Source organism: Candidatus Galacturonatibacter soehngenii, from assembly GCF_008830185.1.
Lineage (GTDB): Bacteria > Bacillota > Clostridia > Lachnospirales > Lachnospiraceae > Lachnotalea > Lachnotalea soehngenii.
Genome location: NZ_WAGX01000004.1, coordinates 336,883 through 357,956 on the forward strand (window position 1 = coordinate 336,883; position 21,074 = coordinate 357,956).

Consider the following 21,074-nt stretch of genomic DNA (forward strand, 5'->3'; position numbering starts at 1 on the left):
AAATTAGAGGTGTATGATGGGTAAAAGAAGAAGTGAGTCGAATTTTATTATACAAGGAAGCATCTTGGCAATCGCATCTGTGATTTGCAGGCTGATTGGTATTATATATAGAATTCCGTTAACGAATATAATTGGTAATGAAGGGAATGGGTATTATTCCTGTGCATTTGAAGTATATTCTATTATGCTTTTGCTATCCTCTTATAGTCTACCAGTTGCAGTATCAAAACTAGTATCTGCAAGACTTGCCAAGGGAGAAAAACGAAATGCGTATAGAATCTATAAAGGAGCACTTATTTTTGCAGGAATAGCAGGAATTACAGTTTCTGTCATTACATATTTTGGGGCAGACTTTTTGGCAGGGACATTAATGTCTCAACCAATGAGTTCTCTTGCATTAAAAATATTGGCACCTACTTTGGTATTAAGTGCAATTATGGGAGTACTAAGAGGGTATTTCCAAGGGCTTGGAACTATGATTCCTACTGTGTTTTCACAAATTATTGAGCAGATAGTAAATGCAGGTGTAAGCGTTGCGGCGGCCTTTTATTTATTTTCTTATGGACAAAAGTTAGATGCATTATTATTTACTGAGTCGTATGCTCCTGCTTATGGGGCAGCAGGAGGTACGTTAGGTACAGGTGCAGGCGTGCTATTTGGTCTTTTATTTCTTCTATTTCTCGCACTCATGTATAAACAAGTAATTAATAGACAAATAAGAAGAGATAGAACCAGGTACAACGAATCCTATTCCGATATTTTCTTAATTCTAATACTCACGATTGTTCCAGTTATTCTAAGTACTGCTATCTATAATATCAATTCAATCATTGATCAAGGTGTATTTAATAAGATTATGATGATACAAGGAAATGCAAGTAATGACATAGCGGAATTATATGGAGTTTTTACAGGAAAATATAAACTACTTACAAATGTTCCATTGGCAATTGCAAATGCATTGGCAGCATCTACAGTACCAACGCTTTCAAGAGCATTAGCAGAAGGAAAGGAACATGTTGCGGTAAGAAAGATTAGTACATCTATTCGATTTACTATGATAATTGTCATTCCTTGTGCGGTTGGTTTAACCGTTTTGGCATCACCTATTTTGCAATTATTATTTCATGACTCAAGTGAACTACCAGCTAGATTATTACAAATAGGTTCTATCTCAACGGTCTTATATGCATTGTCCACATTGACCAACGGCATATTGCAGGGATTGAATCATATGAATATCCCAGTTAGGAATGCAGTAATCTCTTTAATTCTTCATCTGGTTGCATTGGTTATTATGTTGGGTGTATTTAAATGGGGTATCTACGCAGTTGTATTTGGCAATATTATCTTTGCTTTAATTATGTGTATTCTTAATGGAGTAGCCATTCGAAAAGTGGTTGATTATGAACAAGAGATAAAATCTACCTTTGTCATCCCTGGTATTGCAGCTATCTTTATGGGAGTAGTTGTGTATTTGATTTACTTCGCTTTGTTTAAAGTAGTTAGTAATAGCATTTCTACTTTACTGGCTATTATCATAGGAGGAATCGTATACTTTATCTTACTCGTAGCATTAAAAGGAGTTGCAAGAGAAGATTTGGAGCGAATACCAAAGGGATATATCCTTATTTCTATCGTGGAAAAGTTTCATTTAATGTAAAAAATTGAATAATTTAGAAAAATTAGCTGATACTATATGTAAAAAGATAACATGTGATACCTTTATGGAGGGGTGAAGTTATGAAGAAAACATATGTACTCAGCTTATTTTTATTTGCATTGCTTTCTGTTTCTGTTTATTTTTTGACATACAAGGTTTCAAGAGATATTTATGAAGAGGAAAGTAATCAAACTGAAATAAAGAGTGAAGATTTACTCATATCGGCAGATACCAATACGGACCAAACTGTAACCAATTCAACTAAGTATATTTTAGAATACTATAATTCCAAAGAATTTACCTTAAAGGAGCAGTCGCTTCCTACACCAGCTGATTTTGTTGGTTTAACGAGAGAAGAACTAATCGAATTTTTAAAAAGCTATGAATCGTCACCTTCTTTGGAGGATAAACAGTTAGGATTGGAAAGCTTTGAATTAGTATCCTTTTCAAAGGATAAGATTGTCCTTAGAAAGACATATCATCCTTATGCAGATAATTATAGATATTTTTTAGTAGCAGAGAATGGTTTTGTTACGGTTTATTATGCTGATAAAAGTACGGTTTATGAATATACGAATATATCAACAGAAGAACTTCCAGAAGAACTTAAGGAAGAGGTTATAAATGGTAAGTATATCACAACGTTGGACGAACTATATAATTTCTTAGAGAATTATTCCAGCTAGAAAGTAATAGCTATGAAAAATGCTGTTTGTATGGATTAAGTAAATTAACCTATATAGACAGCATTTGTATTATATTATGCATTCGTTTTTTCATTCCTTTCAAAGAAAAATTTATAGTAAATAAAAAATGTATATGATATAATTATTGATTAAAGGGTTATAAAAGGTAGTAAAGCATAACTGCAAAAGGGAAGGAGTATCTTTAAGGTACTATGAATAAACAAGAAATTATAGTAATTGGAGCTGGAGCTGCTGGTGTTATGGCGGCCATAACGGCGGCAAGAAATCATGCGAAGGTTACCATATTGGAACATACACAGCGTTTTGGAAAAAAACTTTTGGCAACTGGTAACGGAAGATGTAATTTGACTAATTTATCCCAGTTACCAGAGCATTATCGAAGTGATAATCATAAATTTCCGATGCAAGTCATATCGCAATTTAACGAGAAGCAGACCTTACAATTTTTTGAAGAAATTGGAATCTATACCAAGCAAAAACTTGGATATGTGTACCCTTACTCAGAACAAGCAAGTGCGGTGCTTGATTTATTAAAGCTTGAGTTAGATAGGCTACATATCAATATTATATATTCTGTTTCAATAAAAGAAATAAAAAAGAAACAAAGATTTCAAATTTTAACCGATACAGTTACTTATACATGTGATAAAGTAATAATGGCAATGGGTTCAAAAGCGGCACCCAAAACAGGGTCTGATGGAAGTGGATACGCTCTTGCAAAGCAAATAGGTCATCGCATCATAACACCATTACCAGCATTGGTTCAATTAAGATGCAGTGGAGACTATTTTAAAAGTCTTGCAGGAGTTCGATGTGAAGCAAGACTTCGTTTGATGATAGATAAAAAAGTGGTTGTAGAAGATAAAGGCGAATTGCAGCTGACAGATTATGGTATATCAGGAATACCGACATTTCAAATTAGTAGATATGCGATAAGAGCTGTAGAAAAGGGGAAGGCAGTCAGTGTTTATATTGACTTTATTCCAGATAAGAATGAAAAAGAAATAATATCTTTTCTATATTCACAGATTCGTCATGACCCAAAGAAAAAGATGGAAGATATTTTAATTGGATTATTCAACAAAAAATTAGTACCCGTCCTATTAAATCAAGCAAATCTATCAGGAAAATCATTGGGAAAAGAGTTAAAGGAAGTTCAAATCAATCGTTTGATACAAAAAATAAAAGCTTTTGAAGTTAAGGTTACATCTTATAACTCCTTCGAACAAGCACAAGTATGTTCGGGTGGAGTTGATACAAGAGAATTATTTCCAGATACGTTAGAATCACTTAAAATGCCAGGAATTTACTTGGCAGGTGAATTACTTGATGTAGATGGAATTTGTGGAGGATACAATCTTCAATGGGCTTGGTCAAGCGGTTATGTAGCAGGTAAGTCTGCAAGCATGTCATAGGAAAGAGGAAGAAATGATTCGAGTACAACAACTAAAACTAAATCCAGGGCATAAAGAGGAAGAAATACTTAAGAAAATAAGTAAGCAGCTTCGAACTACCCCTGATGCAATAAAAGAATATACAATCATCAAGCAATCCATTGATGCAAGAAAAAAGAATGATATTAAATTTATCTACACCATTGATGTCTTGCTTGACAAGGAAAAAGATGTATTAAAAAGGATTCACGACCCCAATATATCAGTTGTCGTCGAGAATAAATACGTATTCACAAGTAAAGGAACAAAAGAACTAACAAAGAGGCCAGTTATCATTGGAAGTGGCCCTGCAGGGCTTTTTTGTGCACTGATGTTAGCAAAGGAAGGTTACAAACCCCTTGTCCTAGAAAGGGGAGAATGTGTAGAAGAACGCATAAAATCAGTGGATGCGTTTTGGAAGTCTGGAACGTTAAATACCAATTCAAATGTGCAATTTGGAGAAGGAGGAGCTGGAACGTTTTCAGATGGAAAATTAAATACATTAGTAAAAGATCCCTCAGGTAGAAATAAAAAGGTGCTGGAAATATTCGTAGAAGCAGGCGCACAAAAAGAGATTACTTATATGAACAAACCTCATATAGGAACCGATATTTTGGCTAAAGTAGTTAAAAATATAAGAGAGCAAATTATAGCATGTGGTGGTGAAGTTCGTTTTGATGCTCAAGTAACGGATATAGAAATAAAGAAGGATACGATAGCGAAAGTGATTGTCAATCACAAGGAAGAAATTGAGACAGATGTCGTTGTGCTAGCAATTGGGCATAGTGCAAGAGATACCTTTGAGATGCTTCTATCCAAAAAAATTGATATGGCAGCAAAAGCATTTGCTGTTGGAGTGAGAATTCAACATCCACAAGAAATGATTAATGCATCGCAATATGGAGTGAGAAAACATCCACATTTACCAAATGCAGAATATAAAATTGCAAAGTCGCTCAGTAATGGACGTGGCGTTTATTCATTTTGCATGTGTCCAGGCGGTTACGTGGTAAACGCGTCCTCAGAAGAAGCAAGACTTGCAGTAAATGGAATGAGTTATAGCAAACGTGACGGTGAAAATGCAAATAGTGCAATCATTGTGAGTGTATCCCCTAATGATTTTCCATCTAATTCTCCTTTGGGCGGCTTAGAATTTCAGCGAAGCCTTGAAAAACGTGCGTATGAAGTTGGAAAGGGAGCTGTACCTATCCAATTGTATCGTGACTTTAAAGAGAATAAAACGACTACGGGTTTGGCTGGAATAACACCTCAGATAAAAGGAAAATATACATTAGCCAATGTTAGAAGTATTTTTCCAGAGTTTATAGCAGAGTCTTTGATGGAAGGTATTGACCAGTTTGAGAAAAATATAAAAGGATTTAGTAGAGAAGATGCAATTGTTGCTGGCGTGGAAAGTAGAACGTCTTCTCCTGTTCGCATTACAAGAGGTGAATCCTTTGAATGTAATATCAAGGGGATTTATCCTTGTGGTGAAGGAGCTGGATATGCAGGTGGTATAACCTCTGCCGCTATGGATGGAATCAAAGTAGCAGAAGCAATTGCGAAAGAATATCAACCATTCAACTAAATTATGTTTGATGAACAAAAGATTGAATTTCATAAAGGGGAAACAAAATGAATACAAGAGAATTATTAAAGGATAAGAAGACAATCGTGGTAAAAGTAGGTTCTTCTTCACTTATTCATCCAGAAACGGGTAATTTGAATTTAATAAAGTTAGAAAAGTTGATTCGAGAGTTGTGTGATCTTAGAAATCAAGGCAAGGATGTTGTATTGGTATCTTCAGGAGCAATTGGAGTTGGTAGAGTGGCATTGGGATTAAATGAAAGACCAAATACCATATCTTTAAAACAGGCATGTGCAGCAGTTGGTCAGGCAAAGCTTATGATGACCTACCAAAAACTTTTTGCAGAATATAACCAAAATACGGCCCAAATTTTAATGACTAAGAATACGATGGTTAATAATTTAAGCCGTATCAATGCAAAGAATACGTTTGATGAATTGCTTAGTATGGGGGTAATTCCTGTTGTCAATGAAAATGATACGGTATCAACTTACGAAATGCAGTTTGGTGACAATGATACATTATCTGCAATTGTTGCATCTTTGATAAAGGCAGATGTGCTTATTTTATTATCTGATATTAACGGCCTATACACAGATGACCCAAACACAAATAAACATGCAAAGTTTATTGATTGCGTGGAGACTATTGACCAGAAGCTACTTGACATGGCAAAAGGTTCTTCAGGAAGTGATGTGGGAACAGGAGGTATGGCTACAAAGCTACAAGCAGCTAGAATCGCAACCGAATCGGGAACCGATATGATTATTGCAAATGGAGAAGATATGGGTGTGATACATAGGATTATAGAGGGAGAAAATGTAGGAACTTTATTCAAACAAAATAAGAATGAAGATTTTTATTTGATTGATTTTATAGAAGAAAATTTATAGTTTTAATATAGGGAAGTAATCAGAAAGGTAAGGCGGTTAAATGAAACAGGCAGGATTAATCTTAGAAGGTGGAGGAACAAGGGGAGTATTTAGTGCAGGTGTTCTTGATTATTTTATGGAGCAAAACTTATACCTTCCTTATGTAATTGGAGTTTCTGCTGGAGCATGCAATGCTGTAAATTATGTTGCGCATCAACATGGAAGAAGCAAAGAATGTATGATTGATTATTTAAGAGATGGAAGTTATGCAGGCCTTAAATATTTAATTAAAAAGCGAAGTTTATTTGACATGGATTTAATCTTTGATGTGTTTCCAAATAGTGAGATTCCTTTTGACTATAAGACTTTTTTTGAATCTGATCAAACTTGTATCTTAACTGCAACAAATTGTTTGACTGGAAAAGCAGAATACTTAAGTGAAAAAAAGAACAAAAAAAGAATTATGGCAATATGCAGAGCATCAAGCAGTTTACCTTTGGTAGCACCAATTGTAATGGTAGATGATATTCCAATGATGGATGGAGGAATGTCTGATTCCATTCCGATTAGAAAAGCTTTAAAGGATGGATGTAAAAAAGCCGTAATTATTTTAACAAGAAACAAAGGTTATATAAAAAAAAGAACACCGAGAATTAATAAAGTGTCACAAATGGTTTATAAAGAGTATCCAAATCTTGTAAAAGCAATAAAAAGAAGGCCCGACCGATACAACAAAACCATTGAATATATAGAAAAATTAGAAGAAGCGGGCAAGATATTCGTAATTCGGCCAGAAGAACTTGTTGTGAAACAAGCTGAGACGAATCCTGATGTCTTATATAAATTCTATCAACATGGATATGAAATAGCAAAACAACTTTATCCAAGTTTAATAAAATACTTAGAAGCGTAATTGGAGGAGAAAATGTTAGAAGAAAGAATAACACGAATCAATGAACTATACAGAAAGTCAAAAGCAGAGGGACTTACCGAAGCTGAAAAAAAAGAGCAGGCAGATTTACGAAGAGAATATATCGAAAATATTCGAGCTAACCTAAGAGGGCAGCTAAATAATATCAGCATAGAAAATGAAGATGGAAGCATTGAGAACCTAGGTGAAAAATATGCAGGAAAAAAAGGACATTAGACATCAAATTCTTACCAAGCGATTAGACATTGAAAAAGAGGAACTCTACAGTAAAAGTGAAACGATTTGCAATTCGTTTTTATCCCTTCCACAGTACCAGAATGCAGATTTACTCTATATTTATATGGATTTTAAAAATGAAGTTGTAACGAAACAAATTATTGTGGATGCTCATCAAAAAGGGAAGAAAGTTGCAATACCAAAAGTCCAAAACGATCAGATTGTATTTTATTATTTGGAACCAAATGATAAAGAATTAAAAGAAGGATTTTTTGGAATTCGAGAGCCTGAAATGACAAAACCTGTTAAAGATAAGTCGGGAATTATGGTCGTTCCAGGGATTGCCTTTGATGAGAAAGGATATCGGGTTGGTTATGGAAAAGGTTATTATGATCGCTACCTACAAGAGAATAAAGTGGCGCAAAAGATTTCCCTTGTACTTGAACTTCAAATGATAGAAAAAGTGCCTTATGATGCATATGACATACCAGTTGATATGATTATAACAGAGAAAAGACTCATTCATTGCCGATAAAAGTTTGAAATTGACATATTTTAAGATTACGATTATAATTGAAATGGATTCAAAGACGAAATCCGTGTACATAGAGCAATATGTACATGGATTTTTTGTGTCTATGGACTCTATGATAAAAATTTGAAAGGAATCTATTATGAGAATCAATAAAAGTAAAGTTGCAATTGTTGGATGTGGCCTAGTGGGAGCTTCTACAGGTTTTAGTTTGCTAACACAAGGTGTTTGTGATGAAATAATAATGATAGATATCAATAAGGAAAAGGCGCTTGGCGAGGTACTAGATATGCGCGATGATGTAGAGTATCTCAATCGTAATACAAAAGTTATGACTGGGGATTATGCTGATTGCAAGGATGCTGATATAGTGGTTATAACCGCAGGTGCGCCTCCTAAAAAAGGGCAAAGCAGATTAGATACACTTGAAGTATCGGCGAAAATAGCAAAAAGTATTGTGGAGCCAATTATGGCAGCAGGATTTGACGGTATCTTTATTGTCATATCTAACCCAGTTGATATCATTGCTCACTATGTACAAAAAATCTCTAATCTACCAAAGAATCAAGTGATTGGTACTGGTACTGCACTTGATTCTGCAAGGCTTAAAAACATAATAGCAGAAATCGTTCATGTAGACCCAAGAAGTGTATATGCATACTCATTAGGAGAACATGGAGATTCTCAAATGGTTCCTTGGTCTTTGGTAACGGTTGGTGGGAAAAAATTCTATGATATTGTGCTAGATAACCCTGAATTAATGAAAGGAATCGAACTAGATGACATCGTAAATAAGACGATACGTGCAGGATGGGAGATATATGATAGAAAAGGAACAACTTCCTTTGGAATCGCAACAGCCGCTGTTGGAATCATCAAAGCAATCTTAAATGATGAGAATAAAATAATTCCAGTATCCACTTATCTAGACGGAGAATATGGACAGTCAGATGTGTATCTTGGAGTACCAGTTATTTTAAATCGCAACGGTGTATCTGATATCCTAGAGCTTCATATGCTAGAAGACGAGAAACAACGCTTTAATCGTTCTGCTGAAACAGTAAGAGCATATGCGAAAGATTATTTTAAGAAAGTGGGATTGCTATAATTTTTATAGAAGAAGTTATTCCACAAAAAAGATGCTGATTTATTCTTCAGCATCCTTTTTTATGGATTGAAGGATATCTTTTAAGGTTAATCCTGATTTATCTAATAAATTTTCAGCTTCCTTTTCTTTGTTTAGTAATTTCTCAGTTTCTTTTTCTAGATCTTTTTCTGCTTTGAGTAGTTTTTCTAATTCTTTTTTACAAAAAATATTTTGTGCAATGATGGTTCTTAATGTATCGTTAAGTTGGGCGATCATTGCACAGATAATGGGAAGCTCCTCTTCAGGACAATTTTCTGCAATGAAACATGCAATGGCAGTAACATATGTAACAAGCTCACATGATTTCATTCTACCACCCCCTTATATATATAATATGCATTTTCAAGTTCTCAGTGCAGGAAAAAATAATATTTTTTCTTCATATTTTTGTAATGAATGAAAAAGTTATTAATTTTTTCTCATTTTAATGTTTACTTCATAATAGTTTGGTATGATAATAAGATAAGCTTAAAAGTTTTGGAGGACATAAAGATGGAGTTACTAAAAATATTTGATCTGTCAGATATTACAAATATATTATCAGGACAATATATGGAAGTGTTATCAAAGTATTTATTACCTGCAGCAATACCAGTATTCATTATTGCGCTAGTAAACTGTTTCTTAGGGCATAAAGTGTTCAAGGTTTTAATTGGAATGGCAGGAGTGCTAATTGGTGGTCTTCTAGGTGTGGGCATGGTAAGTGGAATCTATACACTTTCTTCTAATAAACTGCCAAGCGTAGGAATCATGATGTTGGCTGCGGGAATTGGTGCAGTGATAATAGGATTTTTCTCATATAAGCTCTATAAAGGAGGAGCTTTTTGTATGGGATTTATAACGGGTGTGATACTTGGTATAGCCATTATGAAGTGGATGAATAAGGATGAGTATATCATTGCAGGTGTCATTGGTGGCCTTTTAATGGGGTTACTAGCCATTGATTTGTATCGCCATGTCGTTATTTTGCTAACAGGTACGAATGGTGGATTCGTAAGTGCCGCCTGCCTAGCCATTATATTAAAAAAAGAAGATCCACTTTTTATTTTAAAATTTGGTATTGTGTTATCTTTCATTGGTATTCTTGTGCAATATATTCTATTATTTGTTGGTAGAAAAAATGCAGAAGACGATGAGGAAGAAGAAGTAAATATAAAAGAGGAAAGACAAAATAGAAAAAGGAAAGAAACAAAGGAAGATAAAAAGGAACATAAAAAGATAACAAAAAAGAGAAAAGCTAAAAAGAATGCTTCAAAGAATAAAAAGAAACAGCAGGGTAAGAAGGGATATGACTATGAAGCCGAGTTCTTTTTGGTTGAAATAATAAGTACGATAGCACAAAAAATAAAAGATTTTGTTGTAGATAAGTTTGACTTTGAAGAAGATGATGAAGAAGATATATATGAAGATGAGGATGTATTAGAGGAAGAGGAATATGAAGATGAGGATGAAATAGAAGAGGAGCTTGATGAGGAAGAGTTAGAAGAAGTGGATGAAAAAAAAGAGGATGATAAAGAATACGCAGACTTAAAGAATTATCAATTGAGAAAAGATGAGCTTGAGAAAAGCGTTCTTAATGATACAACAAGTTATAGTCAAATCCAAAACGAGGATATTATTATTGAAGACATTCTAGACAAGAATAAACCAGTAGAGATTGTAAGCGAAGAAGAGGAAGATGATTTTGATTTGGAGGATTTAACACAAAAACTAGAAGAAGAATTAAATCATAGTCTTGAGATTGAAAAAGATAAGGAATTAGAGGATTTGATTATTAATGAAGTTTATAAGAATCTGCAATAAAAGAAGACAAAGGAAAAGGAACAATTAGGTATCTTATCTTTTTGTTGAAAAGCGTTTGACACAAACGGGACTTTCTACTATACTTTTAGGGTATGATTAAAAGTTAAAGGATGGATAAGAAAGTGATTAAGATTGATTTTGATACAATAGATATTTCAAAAGAAGAACCAATAACAGAGCCAGAAAGACAATATTATTTTATTGCAAAAGCAAGAGCGTTAGTTAAGAAGAAGGCGGACGAGTTAGGAAGAACTCTTACTTGTAAGGTTACGACGTTTGGTTGTCAGATGAACCAAAAGGATTCAGAAAAACTTCTTGGAATCTTAGAATTAGTGGGATATGAACAGGCGGAGACTGAAAAAGCTGATTTTGTAATATATAACACCTGTACGGTTCGTGATAATGCTAACCAAAAAGTGTACGGGCGTCTTGGATACTTAAACGGAGTAAAACGAGAAAATCCAAATATGCTAATTGCTCTATGCGGTTGTATGATGCAAGAGTCTGAAGTAGTAGAAAAGATTAAGAAAAGCTATTCTTTTGTTGATATTATTTTTGGTACTCACAATATTTTTAAATTTGCAGAGTTACTTTACACAAGATTACAATCAGAGCGAATGGTTATTGATATCTGGAAAGGTACCAATGACATAGTAGAAGATTTACCAACAGAACGTAAATACAGCTTCAAAGCAGGAGTTAATATCATGTTTGGCTGTAATAACTTTTGTAGTTACTGTATCGTGCCATATGTAAGAGGAAGAGAAAGAAGCAGAAATCCAAAGGATATTATACGTGAAATTGAAGATTTGGCAAGTCAAGGTGTGGTAGAAGTTATGTTATTAGGTCAAAATGTTAATTCCTATGGAAAGTCTTTAGAGGACCCAATGACATTTGCACAGCTACTACAAGAAATTGAAAAGGTAGATGGAATAGAGCGTATTCGTTTTATGACTTCTCATCCAAAGGATTTATCAGATGAATTAATTGAGGTGATGAAACATTCGAAAAAGATATGTAAGCATATGCATTTACCTTTACAATCTGGAAGTACGAGGATTTTAGAGAAAATGAATCGTAGTTATACAAAAGAAAGCTATCTAGAATTAGCTCAAAAGATACGTAAAGCGATTCCAGATATTTCAATTACTACGGATATTATTGTAGGCTTCCCAGGAGAAACAGATGAAGATGTGGAAGAAACCATTGATGTTGTAAAGAAAGTTCGCTATGATTCTGCATTTACATTTATCTACTCAAAACGTTCAGGAACTCCAGCAGCAGTTATGGAAGGACAGGTGCCAGAAGAAATCAACAAGGAACGCTTCGACCGCTTGCTATCTGTTGTGCAACAAATCTCAAGAGAAATGACACAACGTTTTTCAGATCAAGAAGTAGAGGTATTAGTAGAAGAGGAAAATCAGCAAGATGCAAGTCTGGTGACAGGAAGAATGAGTAATAATATCATTGTCCACTTTAAGGCAGACAAAAGCTTGATAGGCAAAATTGTAAAAGTAAAGCTATTAGAATGTAAAGGATTCTACTACATGGCTGAATTAATTTAAGAAAGAATGGAGCTTTTGTAAAGAAGAATAATTGTTTACAAAAGCTCTATTTTAGTTGTTTTCCAAATAAAGATTGAATATAATATCCATGGATGAGAAAAAGGTATGAAGATAAGACCCAAAAGGGAGGAAAATAATATGACAAAATATATTAAATCAATATTACCAATTATGCTATTAATTTTAAATTTATTTGCTATTACTGCTTGTAGCAATGTCCGATCAGATACTGAAAAACCAAGTGAAACACTACCTTCAAAGTCTGTGGAGCAAGATACCAAAAAGACTCTTGATGAGCAAAAAAACGATGAGATTGAAATAACATTAAGTATTTATAACATGGAAAATGAAGCTATTTACAGTGAGAATATAAAAACCGAAACGAAGAATTTACTTGAAGTAATGAGTAATATTGAAGAATTAAAGCTAGTAACTGAAGACAGTGAGGGTGGTAAGTTTATCGTTTCAATTATGGATATTTCATATGATTACGGACAGTATTGGGAGTGTTACATAAATGGAGAAGAGTTGCTAGAAAACATTAGTTTATATGAAATTAAGAATAATGATGTTATTGAATTTCGCTATGAAAAGTCTTGATTTTGGGATAACTGTTATATAGGTATGGTATACCCATTAAAAAAGGATGAAAAGAGAATTATCTCTTTCATCCTTAATTGTTGTTTTTGGTTTGAATTAAGCTACTGTTACGTTAACAGCCTGTGGTCCACGGTTTCCATCAACGATGTCAAATGAAACTTTAGCGCCTTCTTCTAATGATTTGAATCCTTCTGAAACGATTCCAGTAAAGTGTACGAATACATCTTCTCCGCCGTTATCGTTAGTGATAAATCCAAATCCTTTTGTTGAGTTAAACCATTTAACTGTACCTTTGTTCATAAAAAGATACCTCCTAATAATAATAATAATCGTATTTCATAATAGGTATTAAAAAATCACATGCTTTCGTAAATCATGAATTAATTAATGACTTACAAAAACATGTGAAATCAAAATTCATTATAAATACTATTACATTATAATCGGAAAGTTAAAATATGTCAAGGTAAACAAATTAAATTACAGATAATTTACATTGTTAACTGAGTAGTGTCATAATTGTACTTTATGTTGGACACGTTTTGCTAAATTTAGTATTATAAAATCAACCTTGTAAAATCACAAAAATGTAATCCTTACATATACTATAACGAAAGGAGGCAGCATATGTCAATGAACAAAAATATAGCAGTAATAGGCGGAGATAAAAGGCAAGTTCATATGTGCATGTTATTAGCTTCACAAGGATTTTCTGTTATAAGCCTTGGTGTAGAATCCGACTTTGCTAATACGAAAAATGTAGCAGTTGCAGATTCCTTAGAAGAGGTTATGAATTCGTCTAACCTTATTATTGGACCAATACCATTTTCTAGAGATGGCATCCATATATTTTCAAATACAGAGGTAAATATCAGATTAGAAGAGTTTGTCTCATTCATTCAAGATAATCATACTATTTTAGGTGGAAATATAAATACACTTATTATTGATGCAGTAGAAAATAAAAATGCCAAATATTTTGACTTTATGAAAGATGATGACATTGCAGTCAAGAATGCAGTAGCAACAGCAGAGGGAACTATCTTAGAAGCAATTCGACTCAGTGATATTAACCTTTCTGAAAGTGAATGTCTAGTGTTAGGGTATGGTAGGTGTGCAAAAGTTCTGGTAAATCGTCTTAAGGCATTAAATGCAAAGGTAACCATAGCAGTAAGAAGCAAGGAGCAGATTAACCAAGCAAGAAATGATGGTTTATCAGCGCTATTTCTTAATGAAGCTCCTGCTCATCTAAAACAATTTGACTTTATTTTTAATAGTATACCTGCAATGATTATTACTTTGGCATGGCTTATGGCATGTAAGAAAGAGGTTGTTATCATTGATATTGCATCAAAACCAGGTGGAACTGACTTTGAAGAATGTAAGAGACTAGGGATTCAAGCTGTTTTGGCTTTGGGTCTTCCAGGAAGATATGCGCCTAAAACTTCTGCCAAAATATTAATTGATTCCATTGGACATCTGTTGCCCCGTTAATTATGTTAGGAGTAATTTTATGCAGTTAAAAGGCGTAAACGTAGGCTTTGCTATTACAGGATCATTTTGCACCTTTGAGAATGTAAAAAAAGAAGTCGTTAATTTAGTAAATGAGGGAGCGAATGTGATTCCCATTTTCTCTTATAATGCTATGAGCATAGATACTCGTTTTGGAAGGGCTTTTGACTTTGTTAGTGAAATCAAAGAAATCACATCAAATGATCCCATTACATCCATAGAAGCAGCAGAACCGCTTGGCCCAAAAGGAATGATAGATATTATAATAATAGCTCCATGTACTGGTAATACAATCGCAAAATTAAGTAATGCAATTACGGATACACCTGTATTAATGGCAGCAAAAGCACATATGCGAAACAATAAGCCGTTGGTTATCTCTATTTCCACCAACGATGCGTTAGGTTTGAATCTTAAAAATATAGGTACGATGCTGACTGCAAAAGGTGTCTATTTTGTACCATTTGGTCAGGATAACTTTAGTGGAAAACCAAAATCAATGATAGCAGATACCACCAAAATCATAGCGACTCTTGAAAAGGCATTAGACGGAGAACAGATTCAGCCGATATTGATCTAATTCATATTGTAAGGGCAGAATATTGCAAAGATAATTTTGAGGCTATCAACAAAGTTTGAAAGCCTCAGAATTATCTGCCCAAAATCACAGCACGCTAAGTGAAGTAGTTGCGCTACAATTAATACCTTTGCTATAATAAAAGAAACGATTATTCGCCAAGAAAAGCGATAGGTAAAAAATTGAGTTGGAGGAACCTTATGTTTCTTATTATGGGAATTAGTCAAGCTGAAAAGATGTTGAATTTCAATCAGCTTACTGTATGTAAATGTTGCGGTAAATATGGACGAGTTGAAGTGTTTATGAATTACACGTATTTTATGCTATTTTTTATACCAATATTGAAATGGAACAAGCAGTATTTTGTAAAAATGAATTGTTGTGGCTCAAGCTGTGAAATCAGCAAAGAGCTTGGAAAAGCCATTGAACTTGGACAAGTAAGTGAAATAAACCTGACAGAGCTTTCCTTTTATGCGAAGGAAAATAGCGTAAAACATTGCGAGTATTGTGGGTTTACCACAAGTGAAGACTTTCAGTTTTGTCCAAAATGTGGGAGAAATATTTAGGAGAGAATTGTTTTGATTTTAATTATGTAGGGTAATTGCATTTGGTTTTAAGAAGAATATTCCAGAGTGAAAGGATAAAGAATCACTCTGGAATATTTTTTTTGCAATTGAGTTATTGAAAAATAATAATCAGATTTTTTGTATTTAAAGTAGCAATATATGCTAAGCGGTTGGCAAACTTTGATAGGAAGAAAAGATGAAAATATCGTACGATACGATTAAGAAATATTCTTGTCATAGTTAAGAAGGAGGCAAAGATGGGAATCTTGTATTTTGAAAAAGAAAAAGTATTTAAGCTAGATACCCCTAAAAGCACCTATATGCTTGGAATAATTGGAGAAGAAGGCTTTATAGCACATATTTATTACGGAAAAAGAATAAAGAGTCATAGATTAACTTACCTAATTGGAATGGGAGAACCAGCAATGGTTCCTGATGAGAATGCTTTTGATCGTGTGATTTTTATGGGGACATATCCCAAAGAATATCCAACACATGGATTGGGTGACTATAAGGAAGCCGCCATTGGTGTACGTACAAAAAGCGGGCATACTGCGTTAAAGTTATGTTATAAAGAACATCAAATCTATGAAGGAAAGCCAAAACTAGAAGGATTGCCAGCTACCTTTGCAACAAAGGAGGAATGTACAACACTTGAATTAGTCTGTGAAGATACCCATTTAGGTTTAAAGGTTGTATTAATGTATAACGTCTTTGAAGAAATTAATGTAATTACAAGAAGTGTAAAAATTATCAATGAAGGGCAAGAGGAACTCTATCTTACAAAGGTGTTAAGTGCCAGTTTGGATATGAATAATCATAATTTCGATCTCATAACGTTGCATGGTGATTGGGCTAGAGAATGTAGAATCAATTGATATCCACTGACTATGGGTACTCATAACGTTAATTCTGTCTGTGGAAAAACAGGACATCAATCACAGCCGTTTCTTGCATTGGCTACGCATACATCAGATCAAGAGCAGGGAGAGGTTTATGCCATACATCTTGTGTATTCTGGAAATTTTATAGCGCAGACGACATTAGAACCAGATGATAGATTGCGTTGTGTCATAGGAATCCATCCGCAAGATTTTTGCTGGAAACTAGAAAAAAATCAATCGTTTCAATCGCCTGAAGCAGTTTTAACATATACGGTTGAAGGAATGGGAGGCATGACTAGGAATTTTCATGATTTATACAGAAAGCATCTGATAAGAGGAAACTATTCGAATCGAAAACGCCCCGTTTTAATTAACAATTGGGAGGCAACTTACTTTGATTTTAATACGAAGAAATTACTGTCAATTGCAAAAGAAGCATCTAGGCTTGGAATTGAGATGCTAGTCGTAGACGATGGCTGGTTTGGTAAAAGAAATGATGACAGTAGCTCTTTGGGAGACTGGTTTGTTAATACGGAAAAACTACCAGAAGGACTTTCTTTTTTAGTAAGTGAAGTCAACAAATTAGGAATGAAATTTGGAATCTGGATGGAACCTGAGATGGTATCGCCTGATTCGGACCTATACCGAGCACATCCAGACTGGGCAATTGCAATACCTGGTAGAAAAGCAGGATTACGCAGAAATCAATATGTGTTAGATCTTTCCAGACAAGAAGTAATAGATGCGATATATGAAATGATTGCAGCATTATTGCAAAGTGCCAACATCGAATATGTAAAATGGGATATGAACCGACCTCTATGTGATCTTGGCACACTTGGGTTACCACCTGATAGGCAGGGAGAGTTATTACATCGCTATGTTCTTGGCGTTTATCAGTTACAGGAACGTATGATGAAGCAATTTCCATATTTGCTTTTAGAAAATTGCTCAAGTGGTGGAGGACGTTTTGATCCAGGTATGCTTTATTATGGACCACAGATATGGACTTCTGATGATACCGATGCCATAGAACGACTTGCAATTTTAGAAGGAGCAGCGTTGCTTTATCCTTTATCAGCATTAGGGGCGCATGTCAGTGATTGCCCCAATCATGTTACTGGAAGGAGTACCCCATTTCGAACAAGAGGTATCGTTGCTTTGGCAGGAACCTTTGGTTACGAGCTGGATGTAACAAAAATCTCAGAGAAAGACAAAAAACTAATTCCACAACAAATAGAGGAATATCACAGATACAATGACTTAGTGCGAGAAGGTGATTACTATCGCATTGCCTCATATGCTAAGAATTCTACCTACGACTGTTATATGGTTGTATCAAAGGATAAGAAAGAGGCACTTGTTACGTTTATTCATGTATTGCTTCATCCAGGAGAATTTGTTCACATCATACATTTAATGGGGCTGAATCCTGATGGTGTTTATAACATTGATGGAGAAGTTCGTACATATACAGGTGAAGAATTGATGTATGGAGGTTATCGAATTTGTACTTCATGGGGAGGAAATGATTTCACAGGTCAAATAATTCATCTGGTTCAAACGCTAGATAGATAGTAGATAATAGGAGCGAGATAAAATGGAGTTTAATTTATTTAAAAATAACAAAATTGCAGATTTTTATATTGAAGAAACTGCTTTTTCGGGGGTTAAAAAAATTACAGAAAAAGTCAGTAACGATATTTATATGGTAACAGGCGCAAGACCTCATATCCATAAGGATATTCATGTAGCATCAGAGCTGATTATTGTAGGAACAGTTGGAAAAAGTGCTATTATAGAGCAGATGAATCAACAAGGAAAGTTGGATTTATCTACAATTCTTTCGAAAAGAGAAGTATTTTCTTTTCAGATAGTAAAGCAACCATTGCCAAATGTTGAGCAGGCGCTTGTTATCGTTGGTAGTGATAAACGTGGAACTATTTATGGGCTATTTCACTTATCAAAACGATTAGGGGTATCTCCCTTTGTAGACTGGTGTAATGTGATACCAGAAAAGCAAATGGAAATTGTATTTACAAAGTCAGACAATGTAGTTTCGAGAGAACCATCTGTAAAACTAAGAGGTTTTTTCATTAACGACGAGTGGCCAGCTTTTGGTAACTGGTGTATGAAAAATTATGGTGGTTTCAATGCAAAGGCATATGAGCATGTATTTGAACTTTTGTTGCGCCTAAAAGGAAATTATCTGTGGCCAGCTATGTGGAGTGCTAGGTTTCAAGATGATGGACCAGGACTTTTAAATGCAAAGCTGGCAGATGAGTATGGTATTATCATGGGAATGTCACATCATGAACCATGCTTAAGACAGGGAGAAGAATATAAATATCTTCGTGGAAAGGATTCTATCTATGGAGATGCTTGGAATTTTCGCAAGAACAAGGAAGGAATCACAAGGTTTTGGCAGGATGGTTTAAAGCGTAGTGGTAAATTTGAAAATGTGATTACTGTTGGCATGCGTGGAGAAGCGGATACAGCTATCCTTGGCAAAGAAGCTACATTGGCAGATAATATTAAACTACTTTTAGATGTATTAAAAACACAAAGAAGTCTGATACAAGAAAATGTGAATGAGGATTTGAGTCAGGTTCCTAGAATGATTGCACTGTATAAAGAGGTTGAGGAATTTTTCTATGGAAATGAAGAGGTAGAAGGCTTGATAGGCTGCAAAGAGTTAGAGGATGTCATTTTAATGCTTTGTGATGATAATTTTGGAAACCTCAGAACACTTCCAACGCAGGAAATGCGTAAGCATAAAGGCGGATACGGTATGTATTACCATTTCGATTATCATGGGGGACCAATTTCGTATGAATGGATTAACAGTTCCTATTTGCCAAAAATATGGGAACAGATGTCAATGGCATATGATTTTGGTATTAGGGATTTATGGATCGTTAATGTTGGAGATATTTGTACACAGGAGTTTCCATTGTCCTTCTTTTTAGATTTGGCTTATGATTTTGAAAAATGGGGAACAGCAGCTATCAACCAGCAAGAAAACTACGCAAGACAATGGATAAAGCAACAGTTTCATGGCATATTTAATCAAGATGAACAAGAAAAAATATATAAAATCTTAAACGGCTATACAAGAATTGCTCATAAACGAAAGCCTGAAGCTATGAATGCAGATATTTATCATCCTGTAAATGAAAGAGAAACGAAAAAAACATTAGAAGAGATTCAAATGCTGCTTAATTTGGCAGAAGAGCTTTATCAAAAGGTTTCACCCAAAAATCTGACTGCTTATTTTTCATTGGTTTATTACCCTGCAGTTGGTATTTTAAATCTATATAAGATGCAGCTACTTACTGGGTTAAATCACTACTTTGCAAAGCTTGGGGTAATGATTGCGAATGACTATGCAAAAGAAGTAGCGAATTGCCTGCAACGTGATTGTAGCTTAATAGAAGAATATCATACAATGGACAATGGAAAATTCTTTGGTATGGGAATGTCTGAGCATATTGGCTTTACAAACTGGAATGAGGAGGGCTGTCAAAAGCCAATTTTGATGCAAGTAATGCCAGCAAATAAGCCAAGAATTATAGTAATGGTAGAGGGGACTAATCAGCATGTAGAAGGGAGTGCATGGCATCCTAACAGGTTGTATCTAAAGGATTTTTTAGAGCCAGATATCTGTGTCGCATCGATTGCGTTATATAATTTAAGTAACCTAAAGGCAGATTATACGATTAAAAATAATGTGGAATGGCTTACATGTTCTATGTTAAATGGAACACTTGATGGTGAACATTGCATGGAGCAAATTGAAATTAGAATTCATCGCGATAAATTAGTTAAAGATGCAAAAGGAGAAATCTGTATCACAACACCTACTGGCGATTGTGTGATTGAAATTCCAGCAGAAAAAATAGATACAAAAAAATGGAAGCATAATACGTTTTTTATGCAAAAGGATTACATATCCATTGAGGCAGAGCATTATACAGAGTGTAAGCCAGGGCGAGAACAGTCTGCCTTTTTGTGTATCAATGATTATGGTAAAACGAAATCGGCTATGAAAGTATATCCAACCACTGCATATTTTACGGCAGGGGTAGATGCACCATACTTAGAGTATCACTTTGTAGTGAAAGAAGAAGGGAACTATGAAGCAGAGTTTTATATGCAGCCTTCTAATCCAGTCACACCAGACAACAAGATTTTATATGCAGTATCCTGTAATGAGGAGGTAATAAAAGTCTATAATGCAATAGAATCAGGGCAAAAGGTAGGAGATTATGGATATCTGTGGGCAAATGGTGTATTAAATAATATTCGAAGAAGAGTACAGGCAATTGAATGTAAAAAGGGATGCAACAAGCTACGTATTTATGCGGTCACACCTGGATTTGTGTTAGAAAAGCTAGTAATTTATCCAAGTGGGAAAAAACCGCCAGAATGCTTTCTTGGACCAGCAGAAACCTATTACGTTGGGCGAGATAAATGAT

General features: G+C 34.5%; 19 protein-coding genes and 1 pseudogene. 18 read left to right on the forward strand and 2 right to left on the reverse strand.

Annotated features, from left to right (window positions below):
• Positions 1 to 16 precede the first annotated feature (16 nt).
• From F7O84_RS04090 to F7O84_RS04130, 9 genes are all read left to right on the forward strand, one after another.
• Positions 17 to 1,663: a putative polysaccharide biosynthesis protein gene (locus F7O84_RS04090; RefSeq protein ID WP_151142223.1), complete on the forward strand. Its 1,647-nt coding sequence runs from the start codon at positions 17 to 19 to the stop codon at positions 1,661 to 1,663.
• An 80-nt stretch (positions 1,664 to 1,743) separates the two neighbouring features.
• Complete coding sequence (locus F7O84_RS04095) at positions 1,744 to 2,349, forward strand: hypothetical protein (RefSeq protein ID WP_151142226.1); 606 nt, start codon at positions 1,744 to 1,746, stop codon at positions 2,347 to 2,349.
• 212 nt (positions 2,350 to 2,561) lie between these two features.
• Positions 2,562 to 3,785, forward strand: coding sequence for a BaiN/RdsA family NAD(P)/FAD-dependent oxidoreductase (locus F7O84_RS04100; protein ID WP_151142228.1), 1,224 nt, complete (start codon positions 2,562 to 2,564; stop codon positions 3,783 to 3,785).
• A 13-nt stretch (positions 3,786 to 3,798) separates the two neighbouring features.
• Positions 3,799 to 5,391, forward strand: a complete 1,593-nt coding sequence (locus F7O84_RS04105; RefSeq protein ID WP_151142230.1) for an NAD(P)/FAD-dependent oxidoreductase — start codon at positions 3,799 to 3,801, stop codon at positions 5,389 to 5,391.
• 47 nt (positions 5,392 to 5,438) lie between these two features.
• Complete coding sequence (gene proB / locus F7O84_RS04110) at positions 5,439 to 6,284, forward strand: glutamate 5-kinase (protein WP_151142233.1); 846 nt, start codon at positions 5,439 to 5,441, stop codon at positions 6,282 to 6,284.
• Between the two features lie 40 nt (positions 6,285 to 6,324).
• The gene (locus F7O84_RS04115; RefSeq protein ID WP_151142235.1) at positions 6,325 to 7,176 is read left to right on the forward strand and encodes a patatin-like phospholipase family protein; all 852 of its coding nucleotides are present in this window, start codon (positions 6,325 to 6,327) and stop codon (positions 7,174 to 7,176) included.
• 12 nt (positions 7,177 to 7,188) lie between these two features.
• Positions 7,189 to 7,410, forward strand: a complete 222-nt coding sequence (locus F7O84_RS04120; RefSeq protein ID WP_151142237.1) for a DUF896 domain-containing protein — start codon at positions 7,189 to 7,191, stop codon at positions 7,408 to 7,410.
• Complete coding sequence (locus F7O84_RS04125; RefSeq protein WP_151142239.1) at positions 7,388 to 7,945, forward strand: 5-formyltetrahydrofolate cyclo-ligase; 558 nt, start codon at positions 7,388 to 7,390, stop codon at positions 7,943 to 7,945. The genes F7O84_RS04120 and F7O84_RS04125 overlap by 23 nt, the downstream gene beginning before the upstream one ends.
• Positions 7,946 to 8,084: 139 nt before the next feature.
• Entirely contained in the window at positions 8,085 to 9,050 is a 966-nt protein-coding gene (locus F7O84_RS04130; protein ID WP_151142241.1) for an L-lactate dehydrogenase, read from the forward strand.
• Positions 9,051 to 9,089: 39 nt separating this feature from the next.
• Here F7O84_RS04130 and F7O84_RS04135 read toward each other — a convergent pair whose 3' ends face one another.
• The gene (locus F7O84_RS04135; protein WP_151142243.1) at positions 9,090 to 9,398 is read right to left on the reverse strand and encodes a DUF6774 domain-containing protein; all 309 of its coding nucleotides are present in this window, start codon (positions 9,396 to 9,398) and stop codon (positions 9,090 to 9,092) included.
• A gap of 183 nt (positions 9,399 to 9,581) precedes the next feature.
• On the opposite strand from F7O84_RS04135, the gene F7O84_RS18925 reads away from it, so the two are divergent.
• The 3 genes from F7O84_RS18925 (at position 9,582) to F7O84_RS04150 (ending at position 13,057) form a co-directional block, all read left to right on the forward strand.
• Positions 9,582 to 10,892, forward strand: coding sequence for an ABC-2 transporter permease (locus tag F7O84_RS18925; protein ID WP_192451649.1), 1,311 nt, complete (start codon positions 9,582 to 9,584; stop codon positions 10,890 to 10,892).
• Between the two features lie 110 nt (positions 10,893 to 11,002).
• Positions 11,003 to 12,457, forward strand: a complete 1,455-nt coding sequence (gene miaB / locus F7O84_RS04145) for a tRNA (N6-isopentenyl adenosine(37)-C2)-methylthiotransferase MiaB (RefSeq protein ID WP_151142245.1) — start codon at positions 11,003 to 11,005, stop codon at positions 12,455 to 12,457.
• Between the two features lie 138 nt (positions 12,458 to 12,595).
• Positions 12,596 to 13,057 (forward strand): DUF4430 domain-containing protein, encoded by a 462-nt coding sequence (locus tag F7O84_RS04150; protein ID WP_192451650.1) that lies wholly within the window; start codon positions 12,596 to 12,598, stop codon positions 13,055 to 13,057.
• A gap of 96 nt (positions 13,058 to 13,153) precedes the next feature.
• On the opposite strand, the gene F7O84_RS04155 is transcribed toward F7O84_RS04150, so the two are convergent.
• Positions 13,154 to 13,357: a cold-shock protein gene (locus tag F7O84_RS04155; protein ID WP_151142249.1), complete on the reverse strand. Its 204-nt coding sequence runs from the start codon at positions 13,355 to 13,357 to the stop codon at positions 13,154 to 13,156.
• Positions 13,358 to 13,684: 327 nt separating this feature from the next.
• On the opposite strand from F7O84_RS04155, the gene dpsA reads away from it, so the two are divergent.
• The 6 genes and pseudogenes from dpsA (at position 13,685) to F7O84_RS04180 (ending at position 21,073) form a co-directional block, all read left to right on the forward strand.
• The gene (dpsA, locus tag F7O84_RS04160) at positions 13,685 to 14,551 is read left to right on the forward strand and encodes a dipicolinate synthase subunit DpsA (RefSeq protein ID WP_151142251.1); all 867 of its coding nucleotides are present in this window, start codon (positions 13,685 to 13,687) and stop codon (positions 14,549 to 14,551) included.
• A 19-nt stretch (positions 14,552 to 14,570) separates the two neighbouring features.
• The gene (locus tag F7O84_RS04165) at positions 14,571 to 15,149 is read left to right on the forward strand and encodes a dipicolinate synthase subunit B (protein ID WP_151142253.1); all 579 of its coding nucleotides are present in this window, start codon (positions 14,571 to 14,573) and stop codon (positions 15,147 to 15,149) included.
• A gap of 197 nt (positions 15,150 to 15,346) precedes the next feature.
• Positions 15,347 to 15,712 (forward strand): zinc ribbon domain-containing protein, encoded by a 366-nt coding sequence (locus F7O84_RS04170; RefSeq protein WP_151142255.1) that lies wholly within the window; start codon positions 15,347 to 15,349, stop codon positions 15,710 to 15,712.
• A 320-nt stretch (positions 15,713 to 16,032) separates the two neighbouring features.
• Positions 16,033 to 17,862 (forward strand): annotated as a pseudogene (locus F7O84_RS04175) (alpha-galactosidase); the annotation flags it as partial.
• 63 nt (positions 17,863 to 17,925) lie between these two features.
• A complete protein-coding gene (locus tag F7O84_RS19415) occupies positions 17,926 to 18,174 on the forward strand; it encodes a GH36 C-terminal domain-containing protein (protein WP_320411220.1) in 249 nt (82 codons plus the stop codon).
• Between the two features lie 22 nt (positions 18,175 to 18,196).
• Positions 18,197 to 21,073: a glycosyl hydrolase 115 family protein gene (locus tag F7O84_RS04180; RefSeq protein ID WP_151142257.1), complete on the forward strand. Its 2,877-nt coding sequence runs from the start codon at positions 18,197 to 18,199 to the stop codon at positions 21,071 to 21,073.
• The last annotated feature ends 1 nt before the right edge of the window (position 21,074 follow it).

Bases quoted from the DNA above. Each gene is read 5' to 3' on its own strand.
- F7O84_RS04090 (WP_151142223.1), top strand. From the start codon at position 17: ATGGGTAAAAGAAGAAGTGAGTCGAATTTTATTATACAAGGAAGCATC.
- F7O84_RS04095 (WP_151142226.1), top strand. From the start codon at position 1,744: ATGAAGAAAACATATGTACTCAGCTTATTTTTATTTGCATTGCTTTCT.
- F7O84_RS04100 (WP_151142228.1), top strand. From the start codon at position 2,562: ATGAATAAACAAGAAATTATAGTAATTGGAGCTGGAGCTGCTGGTGTT.
- F7O84_RS04105 (WP_151142230.1), top strand. From the start codon at position 3,799: ATGATTCGAGTACAACAACTAAAACTAAATCCAGGGCATAAAGAGGAA.
- proB (WP_151142233.1), top strand. From the start codon at position 5,439: ATGAATACAAGAGAATTATTAAAGGATAAGAAGACAATCGTGGTAAAA.
- F7O84_RS04115 (WP_151142235.1), top strand. From the start codon at position 6,325: ATGAAACAGGCAGGATTAATCTTAGAAGGTGGAGGAACAAGGGGAGTA.
- F7O84_RS04120 (WP_151142237.1), top strand. From the start codon at position 7,189: ATGTTAGAAGAAAGAATAACACGAATCAATGAACTATACAGAAAGTCA.
- F7O84_RS04125 (WP_151142239.1), top strand. From the start codon at position 7,388: ATGCAGGAAAAAAAGGACATTAGACATCAAATTCTTACCAAGCGATTA.
- F7O84_RS04130 (WP_151142241.1), top strand. From the start codon at position 8,085: ATGAGAATCAATAAAAGTAAAGTTGCAATTGTTGGATGTGGCCTAGTG.
- F7O84_RS04135 (WP_151142243.1), bottom strand. From the start codon at position 9,398: ATGAAATCATGTGAGCTTGTTACATATGTTACTGCCATTGCATGTTTC.
- F7O84_RS18925 (WP_192451649.1), top strand. From the start codon at position 9,582: ATGGAGTTACTAAAAATATTTGATCTGTCAGATATTACAAATATATTA.
- miaB (WP_151142245.1), top strand. From the start codon at position 11,003: ATGGATAAGAAAGTGATTAAGATTGATTTTGATACAATAGATATTTCA.
- F7O84_RS04150 (WP_192451650.1), top strand. From the start codon at position 12,596: ATGACAAAATATATTAAATCAATATTACCAATTATGCTATTAATTTTA.
- F7O84_RS04155 (WP_151142249.1), bottom strand. From the start codon at position 13,357: ATGAACAAAGGTACAGTTAAATGGTTTAACTCAACAAAAGGATTTGGA.
- dpsA (WP_151142251.1), top strand. From the start codon at position 13,685: ATGTCAATGAACAAAAATATAGCAGTAATAGGCGGAGATAAAAGGCAA.
- F7O84_RS04165 (WP_151142253.1), top strand. From the start codon at position 14,571: ATGCAGTTAAAAGGCGTAAACGTAGGCTTTGCTATTACAGGATCATTT.
- F7O84_RS04170 (WP_151142255.1), top strand. From the start codon at position 15,347: ATGTTTCTTATTATGGGAATTAGTCAAGCTGAAAAGATGTTGAATTTC.
- F7O84_RS19415 (WP_320411220.1), top strand. From the start codon at position 17,926: ATGGTTGTATCAAAGGATAAGAAAGAGGCACTTGTTACGTTTATTCAT.
- F7O84_RS04180 (WP_151142257.1), top strand. From the start codon at position 18,197: ATGGAGTTTAATTTATTTAAAAATAACAAAATTGCAGATTTTTATATT.